Origin of the sequence: Rhodopirellula sp. UBA1907 (assembly GCF_002337565.1) — a bacterium.
Lineage (GTDB): Bacteria > Planctomycetota > Planctomycetia > Pirellulales > Pirellulaceae > Rhodopirellula > Rhodopirellula europaea.
In genome coordinates this window covers 46667-58194 of record NZ_DDGH01000090.1, presented here as the reverse complement: position 1 = coordinate 58194, position 11528 = coordinate 46667, and the positions used below count along the sequence as shown (strand labels likewise).

Below are 11528 nucleotides of genomic sequence, written 5' to 3'. Positions count from 1 at the left end.
CATAATCCGCGTGTCGGGGGTTCGAGTCCCTCTGCCGCTATCAACGGGCCTGACAGGCCGAGACAATCCAAGCCAAACCCTGAAAAACACGGGGTTTGGCTTTTTTTGTGCGCCGTTTTTCGTGGGTGTTATGCCGTTCTGGCTTTGACTTCGCCTCTTGGGCCGTTCTTGGGAGTGGTGCAAGGGCGGGAGGACGAGCGAGGCCCGTCAAGAGCATCACTCGGTGCCGAGTTCTGCTGACGTCCCGAGCTCCGTCTTGCCCAGCTCTGCCTCGTTCCATCGTTGCAGCAGTTGTTCGGCAATCTCTTGGTGGCCCTGTTCGGTCAAGTGAATTCGATCACTCCGGAATCGTTCTGGATCTTTGGGCTCGTCCTCGTCCTTTCCCCAGGCTGCAGCGACGTCGACCAAATAGGCGGATGAGTTTGCTTCCGTGATCTGCCGTACCACTTCGTTGTATTGACGATGTGTTTGCGGAATGCTGGCAACTTCCTCGGGGCTCATTCCATAGAACTGGCCAAAGAATTCGTATGACCAAGGTGGCACCTTTCCTTCTCGATAGGCCGAAGGCGCGGTGATGAAGATGACTGGAAGGTCTCGTTCATTGGTGCTCGCGAGAATCTCTTGGAGGTTCTCTTGATAATGGGCCAGCGGAACACGGACGGGGGCGTCACGAATTGATTTCAGTGGTGCGAGCTTTGTTCGCAGCGAGTACATGCACCAAAAGATCCGAGACTTGCCCAACCAGGTGCGTGCACGGTCGCTCAAGATTTGACGCTGCATCGTGTCCTGGTCGGTTTGCCCGTTGAGTGACTTCCAGTGGTCGTTCCATCCAAAGTAAACGAGGACGACGTCTGGTTCCCATGGCCACAATGTCTGCAACCGCCGTTCGCCTTGAAAGGATGTGTAGCCCGGGCAACTGGCGTTGGCGACTTCGATTTCACGTCCGGTCGATTCTCGCAAAAGATCAGCGAACCGGGCGGGATAGACCTTTTCGCCGAGAAAGCTGCATGAGTCTCCGATCACTCCGATTCGGTAGACGCCATCATCCTTTGACTTCTGCGATGGAGCAGGCAGACGCAGCCCGTCCGCTCCCGTGAACGGCGTATCGGCGATCGGCTTCCAAAACAGATTGGGATCCGCTTCGAACAGGGGAACGTCCTGATAGAACTCACCTTCCCGCTCAATACCATCGGCGTCAAAGATTGGAATGCCTGTGTCGTATCCAAATCGAAGCACACCGATTGCGGGTGGCTCGCCGATTCTCGCGACACGCAGCACGAGTTCAATCGTTCCAAGCACCCCCACAACAAACACAAAGGAAAACAGGATCTTTTTCCGAACCGATAGCTGTGGTTTGGATGGCGAGGAAGCGGAACGAGGGCTTGGCGAGGGCATGGCTCACTTTGCGATGTTGCGGAGACGGTCTGGCAGGCTTTCCGTGCTGGGACGCCGTGCGATGATGCTACCCCGGCGTAAGCGAAACGTGAACGTAGGAACCTCGCTGATCAAAGGATGCTCGTCGCGACGCTTCATGACTGTGCTGACTATTCTCTTCCATCGAAACAGCTGAAGCACGGCGAACACGTTCGTTTTAGCGTGCCGACGCCAGTTTTCCGAATGAGTCGGTATCATTAATTGGACGCGAATCCCTCCACGATCAAGAAACCACCAATGAAGTTTTCGCCGTTTGTCGCCATCGTTTTGATCCTGGTATCGCTGAACGAATGCCTGGGACAAGCTCCATTGGTTCAGGAGGGAGATGCGAATGCACATTCAGAAAGCGACGCGACGAGTCGACGACCCAATGTCATTGTGATTCTCGCTGACGACTTGGCGGTGGGGGATCTTGCCGGTGGCGATGGTTCTCCGACCAGAACGCCAAATCTGGATCGGCTTGCCAGCGAGTCGATTCAGTTCTCGCAAGCTTACAGTGGATCATGCGTGTGTGCGCCCGCGAGAGCGGCGTTGTTGACGGGACGGTATCCGCATCGCACCGGCGTGGTGACGCTGAACATGAACAAGTACCCGGAGATGACTCGCCTGCGACGTGACGAAACAACGATCGCCAATGTGTTGAAAGATGCTGGCTACGCGACTGGACTGGTCGGAAAGTGGCACACTGGTCGAGGCGACGGGTTTCATCCACTGGATCGCGGTTTCGACGAATTCGAAGGCTTCTTCGGTTCAGACAATGTCGGCTACTTTCGATATCCCTTCTCAGAAAAACGGCAAATCAGCAACGTTGATGAAAGCTATTTGACCGATGATTTAAACCGTCGAGCGATCGAGTTTGTTCGTCGACACCGCGAGCATCCGTTCTTTTTGCATCTCGCACACTACGCTCCTCATCGCCCGTTGGAAGCGCCGCCCGAGATCATTGCTCGGTACCGAGGTCAAGGTTTCGACGAATCCACAGCGACTATCTATGCCATGATCGAAGTGATGGATCGTGGGATCGGTGAGTTGTTGTCGGAGATCGATGATTTGGGATTGTCCGACAACACCATCGTCATCTTCGCGAGCGACAACGGCCCCGATCCGTTGACAGGAGAGCGATTCAATCGAGGTTTGCGAGGCACAAAGTATCAGGTCAACGAGGGCGGCATTCGAGTGCCTTTGTTCGTTCGTTGGCCCAAACGGTTTGCACCTGGGCATCGAGATCAGATGGTCACGTTTGTTGATCTGATGCCCACGATTCTGGATCTTTGTCGAGTCGATCTCGCCACGCTAAACCGACTGGACGGCGAGAGTTTCGCGGCGGTTTTGGAAGACGCCTCGGTCGCCCACTCGACGATGCGATTTTGGCAATGGAATCGAGGCTCGCCGAACTACACACACAACGCGGCAGTCCGACATGGACAATTCAAACTCGTGCGACCCTACGTGACTCGTGGGACGAAGTTGAAAGACTCCACCGAGCCGAGTGTCTTGTTTGATTTGCGAAATGATCCGACGGAATCGCGGGACGTGTCGGAACAGTATCCCGACGTTGCAGAGAGGATGAGTCGCGAACTTGAGCAATGGTCGGCGAGTGTCGAGAAAGACGGGGGTCGTCCCTTGGAAACGCCACGAAGTGTGAGGTGAGCTCTCAGTTGGCCAATGCAACTCGTTCGCTAGCAGAGACGCTCGACTGGTGCGGAATCCGATTGGTTGTGTCGGTTTCTGGTGTTGCGGATTTGCATTACTGTTCATCCGTGAAGTGTCCTGCCTGAAGGAATACGTCCTCGACGAGGACAAACCGCGAATTGCGTGGATTCCCGTTGCGGCTGTCAGCACAAACTGAGCGATGACGAGTTACAATCGCTCCTTTGTTAGGGGATGGCGACCACACCTCGCGGGCTGTTTTGCCTGAGCGGAGCATGACTGTCGGGGTGGTCGACGAATGATTCGTAGTGATGGGGACAGGAATGGCGGGCAAACGAATGGAATTTCAAAAGCCGGACGTATCATCGGGGCAAAAACGACGGTTTCAACCGCGGATGAGTTTGCTCGCTTGGTTGATGGCGGGCGGGCTCCTGACGAGCCTTTGCTTCTCGCGAAATGCCCAAGCGGACTACGCGATTTATCAGATTCCGGGAACGGATGCGGGTTTGTTGTTGGAAGGCGAGACGAACTACAACCCCGGCGGGACGGTCACCTTTCGTCATCCCCGAGGATCGCTGTATTTTAACGCTCGCGATCTGCAAGTGATCAAGACGCCGACGCGTCAAACAATTTTTCGACGCAAGTCGGGAAAAATCCTCAGCGAGAAGACGGTCGACAACTACATCAAGTTGGCTCAGTGGGCACTTCAGCACGGGATGCTGAAAGAATGCAAGTCATTGCTCAGTGACGCGTGGAAGTTGGATCCGACGGACGAGAAGATCAAGAAGTTGGCGGCGTTGATGGTCCACATCAATCGTCCGGTTCCCAATAATTCCGGCAGCGAGGCGCATGTTCGAAACTTGATCGGCGGGAGTCGAATGGAGATGTCGCGGAGCAAGCATTTCGCATTGTTCCATGACGCCCAAAGTGAAAAAGACGCGGTGACCAAGATGACTCGCGCGGAAATGCGTTTGGAGTTGTTGGAAAAGGTCTACGAGTCGTACTTCTTAACGTTCGCACTTCGTGGATTTTATCTGCGGCCGCCAAGCGAACCACTCAACGCCGTTCTGTTTTCGGAACACAAGGATTTCCTCTTGATGGAACGACGACTCGAGATGGGGCTGAAACAGATCGCGGGTTTCTACCTTCCCGAGGAAAACGTTTCGTTCTTTTACGACTCCGGTACTACCGAAATCTTTTTATTGTTGAAACAGTTGACGGACAAACTGGATGAAATGAAGGAGCAGGCCAAACGGACTCGAAGTCCCAATGCTGCTCACATCATTCGGTTCGCCAACACGGTTTCATTGTTGATCGACATCGAACACGAAAGCGAAGACGTTGCAACGGTTTCGCATGAAGCGGTTCACCAGCTTGCCGCCAACACAGGGTTGTTTCCGAGAGATGGCGTGTTCATCCGATGGGTTCACGAAGGATTGGCGTCGTACTTTGAGTCATCGAAGTTGGCGGTTTGGAGTGGCGTTGGTGTGGTGGATCAAAACCGGATCAGTTACTACCGCGCGTTGGAAGGCGATCCCGTTCGCGGCAGCGTGGAGTTCATCGTTTCGGATCTCGGGTTCATTGTCGAAACGGCTCTTGGCGACCAGCTTCCCGCGTACGGACAGGCGTGGGCTCTGACGCACTATTTGTTCACAGAACGCTTTGATGAGCTGATTCAGTTCTATGGCAAGTCGCGAAAAATTTCGGCGGACACGGACCCGCGGGAAAAGGGAACGGAACTGGTGGAGTTGTTCAACGAATGTTTTGGCGACCGCGTCACGCTCGAATTGGAGTGGCGACGTTACATGCGAACGCTGAAGACAGACATGGAACAATTGGCAGAGGAATTGTGAGGATGTCGAGAATCGACAATTGGCAGTGCTCCGTCATCGCGATCGTTGCGGGAGCGTTCGGGATGCTGAACGTGGCCTCCGGGCAGGACGTTGTCTACACGCCCGCCGTTGGGGAAACGTTTGACTATGGAATCGAATACCGGATCGTTGAACGTACCGAAGGCGAACGCAATCCAATCATGGTGCGGCAGAGATGTCGATTGCGGTATGTGGTGAAGAGTTCTAATTCCGAGGAATGGTCCGGGACCTACCAAACGATTCCCTTCATGGGAAACAAGCTTGCGAACAAAGGCACGCTGGCGACTCATCATCGACGCACGCGGGAGTCTTATGAGTCGGGGCCAAGCAATTCATTTGGGTCTGCGTCTGGCGATCCCGGGATGGCTCGCTTTCATCAGGCCGCCAGCGAGCGGGCGGAAGCGATGCGAAAGGAGCAACAGCGTCGAACGCTGTATGAGCTGGAACGGTACCCAGGGCTGTTTCAGTTCTGTGGGGGCGAGATCTGGTGCACCACATCCGGAAAGATTCGAGGCAAGGGTGCCAAAGGGGAGTTGCCTTTTGCCACGGGAGCGATCGCGGGATTGATCTTTTTGCAGTTGCCTAACGATGGCAAAACGGTCTCTGGATTCAGCTCTCGCGCCGAGAGCGAATTGAATTTCGTTTCATCAGATAGCGACCAAGTTGCAAAGTCGAGGATTTCAATTTTCTCGCTGATGACCCCGCAGGATCCGATGAAAGAAGGCCATTTGGCGTTCGGTCGCGAGGTTGAAATCGCTGGCGGCGTTTCCGCTGGGCAACAACTCACGCTTTCAGGGTCTGGGATGTGGGAGTTTTCGCCTGAGATGGGAATGCCCTATGCCGGGAGCGTTGACTACAAGATTGATGGTGCGAGTTACATCGGCAAAGCAACCCAGTTTGATTTGCGGGTTGGGTTTCACTACCTCGATCCGATTCGAGCGATGTTGTTCGATCATGATTTGCTTCCGACGATGGAGGCTTTTGATGCCGCCAATTTGCCGCGGCTGACTTCGAAGCAGCAAGCCGACATGGCAAAGTATTGGGAACCGCGGTCCAAGAAAAGCGTGTTTCGTCCGGATCGGGCTCTGGGAGTTCAGTACACACAAATCGCGACCAACAGCGCACCTCCGCCGGCCAATTCAAGGTTGCAGCGTTTGCTGGAAAAGGAACTCGAGGACGATTCTGATTGGACGAACGACATTCAATTCGAACAAATCTTGAGCCGTTGGGATTCGATTCGCAAAGCGGCGACGAAGTTTCCGCGTGAGTGGTCGGACCCAAGCGGTACGTTCACCATCAAAGCGATGTTGCAATCGGTGGGGAAGTCGGATGTCTCGCTGTTGCGGCTGGACAATCGGCAAACCATCTCGGTCCCGCTCGAAAAACTCAGCGAAGACGATATTGAGTTTGCACGAACGTTTGGCGTTCTGGATCAGTGACGCTAGATCGCGAGAATCACGGATTGTCTTTGATTCCCAATCCGTGTTGCAGCACCATCTTTCGCGAATAGGCGAGGACTTCGACACCGATCTCGGTAACGATGATGCGACCTTTGGCGAGCCAAGAACTTGCAAAGGACCAAACGGCGATCCATTCCGCCCAGAACAAAAAGTTGTAGCCATTGAGCCAATCCTTCCAGTCTTGAGGAACGAGCAACATGTAGCCGCCCATCGCGAAGGTGATCAACAGGATGGTCAATCCGCTGGCACGAAAGGCCAATGAGCGTTCGAACAAATGGGACTCGGCTTCCCGCCTGGAATCGCGTGGGAAGTGGTACAGCGAGTAGAACGCGAGTGTTGTGAAAAACACACCGCCGCTGAATGTGTGGACGTAGCCCACGAATGACTTTTGGATCAGCGGATCGCTGCCATAGTCCAACGGAAACAGAGCGATTCCGATTGCCGCGACCGCCCCGATGTTCGCCGTCCAATTTTCGATCCGGTCGTATCCGCGGTAGCAGAACAGGAATATGCCAATCGCGCAGAGCGTTCCTACAAACACATCCCGCAATGGAGTGTGATAGTAGCTGCTCATGTTCTCTTGGATTTCGATCCCTAGCAGCAAGCCGCCGGGGCCCAAAACGAGTGGCAGCACCAAACCGCTGAGCCCGATCGCTCGTCGAATATCCAGGTAGGACAGCACCAACCGATCCATCATCGTGGCGGACGAATCATTTGGGGGTGACGTCGAATCAGGAAGGCTCATCAGGGTCTCTTGCACCGTTGCGGCGGTCGACAGGTGGCGAAAGTCCGTGCCAATCTCTGTCCATCTTTGGTTTGTGTCCAGGGTCCCGTTGGATCCACACTCGGCGGAGGACAAATTGCGATGCCCAATCCGCTAGAGAATCTGCTTACAATGAGCGTCAGCGAAGCGATTTGCCCGAGTCGATCTCAGGCGATTGCTTGTCGAGTTGGCCGAGAGGCGAACTCAGTTGTCCCACCTCCTTCCCTCCCATCGATCGATTGGTCTTTGACGCTCTAGAACATCTCTCCAATGATGCGGGCTGTTGGTTCACCGTCTACCGTGGTGACGGCAGCATCGATGGAGATGATCTCAGTCGAAGCTTCGAAGACCATTTGCCAATCGCAGTCGTCACGCGGCTTGATCCTGCACGCTTCGGTGTGTGAGACCAAGACAATGTCACGAATGTTGATTGACGCGTTCGATCCAGCCAAAGGATTTCGCCGTGACCATGCGTCCTCAGCATTCTGGTGTGCAGTCTTCCGCGTCCATGCAGTCAAGGCATCGGACACGTGATCGTCGGTTGTTCTTGAAAGCGGGGGCAGCATTGGGTGCGACCGTTACCGCTCGTTCCGTGTTCGCAGAAACGGTTCCGAAAAAGTCGCCCAACGAAGTTATTCGCGTTGGGATCATGGGCGTCAACAATCGTGGGGCGGCGCTAGCGAAAGGATTCATCAAAGATCCCGGTTCCGAAGTGGTCGCGATCTGCGATGTCGATTCGCGAGCGTCGGACAAAGTGGCGAATTCCGTTGCGGATGCTCAAGGGCATCGGCCCAAAACGTTTGTTGATGTTCGGAAGTTGTTGGAAGACGAGAACGTGGACGCTCTTGTCGTGGCAGCTCCCAACCACTGGCATGCACCCGCAACGATTTTGGGATGTGCCGCCGGAAAGCATGTGTATGTAGAAAAGCCATGCAGTCAGACCGCGGAAGAAGGTGTGTTGGCGGTCGAAGCGGCGCGGAAGCACAACCGAGTCGTGCAAATGGGATCGCAACGTCGCAGTTGGCCAGCAATCATTCGTGCGATCGAATTGGTGCACACGGGCGGCATCGGTGACGTTTCTTATTCACGCAGTTGGTACAACAACCGGCGTCCGTCGATTGGGCATGGCAAAACCGTATCAGTGCCGGATTGGCTGAACTGGGATCTGTGGCAAGGTCCCGCGCCGCGCCGCGAGTACGTGGACAATGTGGTTCATTACAACTGGCATTGGCGTTGGCATTGGGGCAACGGCGAATTGGGCAACAACGGCATCCATGTGCTGGATTTGGCTCGTTGGGGATTGCAGGTCACAACGCCCAGTCGCGTTCGTTCGGGTGGCGGCAAGTACCGTCACGACGACGATCAAGAAACGCCTGACACGATGATGGTGACGTACGATTTCCCCGAAGGAAAAACGGCGACCTGGGAAGGATTGAGTTGGTCTCCTTTGGGGCCACACGATGCGGCGGTGGGAGTCAGCTTCCACGGGAGCGAAGGTTCGATCATCGTCCGAGGAAATGGCTTCACTCGATTCGATGATCGCAACAAGGAAATTGAGACCGTCAACGATGAGGGCGGCGACACAACTCATTTGGCCGATTTCTTGGACGCTATTCGCACCGGTCGCCGACCCAACGCGGACATTCAGGAAGCACATCTGAGCACGTTGCTTTGCCACTTGGGCAACATGGCTTATCGCAGCTCAGCGGAACTGGAAATTGATTCCGCCACCGGCAAACCCATTGGGAATTCCGAAGCGCTTGCGTATTGGGGACGCGAATATCAACCGGGCTGGAAGCCGGTGGTTTGAGCCTTTGCAGTTGGTCCAGCTTGGTCTGTTCATCTTGTTCTTCGTCTTTGTTTTGAAAGTGGTCCCATGCGGTTTAGTTTGATTGGTGTCGTGATGTTTTTGTGCGCGAGCGTGCTGTCTTCGGTCGGCAGTGCTCGTGCGGACGAACCCGTTCGGATTGGCATCATCGGTCTGGACACGTCCCACACGCCGGCGTTTGCGAAAGAGTTCAATGCCGAGCATTCGGACGATGATCCGTTGGCTGGTTTCCAAGTCGTTGCGGCTTATCCGTTCGGAAGCAAAACGATCGAATCCAGCAGCAGTCGGATTCCCGGATACACCGAGCAGTTGAAATCAATGGGAATCGAGATCGTCGATTCCATCAGCGAGTTGCTGTCCAAAGTGGACTGCGTCTTGTTGGAAACCAACGATGGGACGATCCATCACGAACAGGCACTGCAAGTTTTCGCGGCTGGGAAGACCGTGTTCATCGACAAGCCCGTCGGATCCAACTTGGCTGAAACGATCGCCATCTTCGATGCGGCGAAGCACTACGACGTGCCCGTTTTCTCGAGCTCATCGTTGCGGTACAGCAACGGTGCCCAGGCCATTCGATCTGGTTCAGTGGGGCGAGTTCTTGGCTGCAGTGCACATAGTCCCTGCAAGATTGAACCATCGCATGTGGATTTGTATTGGTATGGGATCCACGGCGTCGAAACGCTTTACACCTGCATGGGTGTTGGCTGCAAAACGGTAGCTCACACCTCGACCGAGGATTTTGAATTGGCCGTTGGTCGTTGGGGCGACGGACGGATTGGAACCTTCCGAGGCATCCGAGCGGGCAGTTCGGGCTACGGCGGAATGGTCTACGGAGAGAAAGCCATTTCTGAAATTGGGAAGTACGACGGCTACCGACCATTGCTCGTCGAGATCGCTCAGTTCTTTCGCACGGGTGAGTCGCCGGTCGATTCGGCAGAAACAATCGAGTTGTACGCCTTCATGCAAGCGGCTTACGAAAGCAAGCAGCAAGGCGGAGTTCCCGTTGAAGTGGAAGCCGTCATGGAGGCTGCCCAGCAGCAAGCGAAAAAGCTGAACGCATCAATTGCTAAGTGAGGTTCTGTCCATCGCCTAGCAGCCAAATGAACCGTCGCCGGTCGCTTTGCTGGTGACGTCCAATCGAAGGGAGAAGCGACTGTAGTTGCTTCGTCGTAGCGGGAACGCGGGGCCCCATCAGTCGGGGCACGCTGGTGAAGGAAAAAAATCTCTTGTTTTTCTGTGCAGCTGAACAGCCGGAGCTTTAATTGACCTATCGCTGCAGAAGGGTATGAGTCCGTCTTTCGGGGGTTTTTGGCCAATTCTGGAACGCCATCGTTCAATAGTGGTGTTCTCTTGAATATACAGTATGCGAAAAAATCGCATTCGAGATCGGCGTCGATTGGCACGCCAGATCAAAAGTATTTCAAGTGCTAAATATTCAAACCCAGGAAAGTTCTCATGTTAAGTAAAAACGTATCTCGGCGAGCGTTCACTTTGGTGGAGCTGCTCGTCGTGATTGCGATCATTGGCGTGCTGGTTGGCCTGTTGTTGCCCGCCGTGCAAGCTGCCCGCGAAGCTGCGCGACGAATGAGTTGCAGCAACAACTTCAAGCAGCTCGGACTGGCGATGCACAACTACCACAGTGCGTACAACGGCGCCCCGATCCATGGAGTTGGAACGGATGTCGGTGACGGCACACACAATTGGTGGACCAGCTACACGACCCACAATTACTGGCGATTGAACGCATTGGTGGGGATGACTCCTTTCATGGAGCAGCAAGCGTTGTGGGAACAGATCTCGAATCCCAACTCCGAGCGAACCGATGGCAATACCGGAGCGGGCATTGGTGTTCCAAGCAATCCTTGGCCGCCGATGGGACCTGCCCCAGACAACATTCAATACAAACCTTGGGCCACGGAACTCCCGATGCTGCGTTGTCCGAGCGATCCAGGTGAGGGTTTGCCAAGCCTTGGTCGTACGAACTATGCCATGTCCATGGGCGACTCGTTCTGGTGGACGATGAACGGAAAGTTGCGTCCGGCAAATCCAGGAGAGGCGAGCAACTACGCACAGAATTCTCGTGCCGCCAACCGTGGTTTCTTCGTCATGCACTCGCAAACAAAGTTCCGCGACGTTCTAGATGGTTTGTCCAATACGATCGCGATGGCTGAAATCGCGACGGACTTGGGTGACGGCGACAATCGGACTCGCGGGAAAACGCACTCCGGCGGTCAAGGTGCTCAGGCGTCGATGCGAGACAATCCAAAGCTCTGCATCGAAGACGCCTCTCCGATGATCGATCCGACCCGCCCGCAGTTTTGGGTGAACAGTGGTCTAGAGGGTGAGATCAAGGGGCGTGGTTTCCGTTGGGCCGATTCCCAGAACGCTCAATCCAATGTGCACACCATTTTGCCACCAAACGCACCATTGTGTGTCGCGCACGATTCGAATGGCAATGCAATCATGACCACTTCGAGTCGTCACCAAGGCGGGGTGCATGTTCTGATGGGCGATGGAGCCGT

Annotated in this window: 8 protein-coding genes; 6 read left to right on the top strand and 2 right to left on the bottom strand. The window is 54.8% G+C overall.

Translation table 11 applies throughout. The features are described 5' to 3' along the window. Nucleotides 1–216: 216 nt before the first annotated feature. Nucleotides 217–1395, bottom strand: coding sequence for an SGNH/GDSL hydrolase family protein (locus tag B2R17_RS20810; RefSeq protein WP_008672133.1), 1179 nt, complete (start codon nucleotides 1393–1395; stop codon nucleotides 217–219). A 276-nt stretch (nucleotides 1396–1671) separates the two neighbouring features. On the opposite strand from B2R17_RS20810, the gene B2R17_RS20805 reads away from it, so the two are divergent. The 3 genes from B2R17_RS20805 to B2R17_RS20795 all read left to right on the top strand — a co-directional run bounded on the left by B2R17_RS20805 (nucleotide 1672) and on the right by B2R17_RS20795 (nucleotide 6394). Then, nucleotides 1672–3084, top strand: coding sequence for an arylsulfatase (locus tag B2R17_RS20805; RefSeq protein WP_286765482.1), 1413 nt, complete (start codon nucleotides 1672–1674; stop codon nucleotides 3082–3084). A 323-nt stretch (nucleotides 3085–3407) separates the two neighbouring features. After that, complete coding sequence (locus B2R17_RS20800) at nucleotides 3408–4937, top strand: DUF1570 domain-containing protein (protein WP_286765487.1); 1530 nt, start codon at nucleotides 3408–3410, stop codon at nucleotides 4935–4937. Nucleotides 4938–4939: 2 nt separating this feature from the next. Further along, nucleotides 4940–6394 carry an SHD1 domain-containing protein gene (locus B2R17_RS20795; protein ID WP_286765481.1) on the top strand — a complete coding sequence of 485 codons (1455 nt, stop codon included), beginning with the start codon at nucleotides 4940–4942 and terminating at the stop codon, nucleotides 6392–6394. 16 nt (nucleotides 6395–6410) lie between these two features. Here B2R17_RS20795 and B2R17_RS20790 read toward each other — a convergent pair whose 3' ends face one another. After that, the gene (locus B2R17_RS20790) at nucleotides 6411–7175 is read right to left on the bottom strand and encodes a DUF998 domain-containing protein (RefSeq protein ID WP_037254287.1); all 765 of its coding nucleotides are present in this window, start codon (nucleotides 7173–7175) and stop codon (nucleotides 6411–6413) included. A gap of 433 nt (nucleotides 7176–7608) precedes the next feature. Between B2R17_RS20790 and B2R17_RS20785 the strand changes: the two genes are divergently transcribed. The 3 genes from B2R17_RS20785 to B2R17_RS20775 form a co-directional block, all read left to right on the top strand. Further along, a complete protein-coding gene (locus tag B2R17_RS20785) occupies nucleotides 7609–8988 on the top strand; it encodes a Gfo/Idh/MocA family protein (protein WP_339887363.1) in 1380 nt (459 codons plus the stop codon). A gap of 66 nt (nucleotides 8989–9054) precedes the next feature. After that, a complete protein-coding gene (locus tag B2R17_RS20780; RefSeq protein ID WP_008672115.1) occupies nucleotides 9055–10080 on the top strand; it encodes a Gfo/Idh/MocA family protein in 1026 nt (341 codons plus the stop codon). Nucleotides 10081–10461: 381 nt separating this feature from the next. Next, nucleotides 10462–11528: DUF1559 domain-containing protein (locus B2R17_RS20775; protein ID WP_286765480.1), on the top strand; the 1067-nt coding region annotated here is incomplete at its 3' end.

Excerpts from the sequence above, each read along its gene's own strand:
- B2R17_RS20810 (WP_008672133.1), bottom strand. The coding sequence starts at position 1,395 with ATGCCCTCGCCAAGCCCTCGTTCCGCTTCCTCGCCATCCAAACCACAG.
- B2R17_RS20805 (WP_286765482.1), top strand. The coding sequence starts at position 1,672 with ATGAAGTTTTCGCCGTTTGTCGCCATCGTTTTGATCCTGGTATCGCTG.
- B2R17_RS20800 (WP_286765487.1), top strand. The coding sequence starts at position 3,408 with ATGGCGGGCAAACGAATGGAATTTCAAAAGCCGGACGTATCATCGGGG.
- B2R17_RS20795 (WP_286765481.1), top strand. The coding sequence starts at position 4,940 with ATGTCGAGAATCGACAATTGGCAGTGCTCCGTCATCGCGATCGTTGCG.
- B2R17_RS20780 (WP_008672115.1), top strand. The coding sequence starts at position 9,055 with ATGCGGTTTAGTTTGATTGGTGTCGTGATGTTTTTGTGCGCGAGCGTG.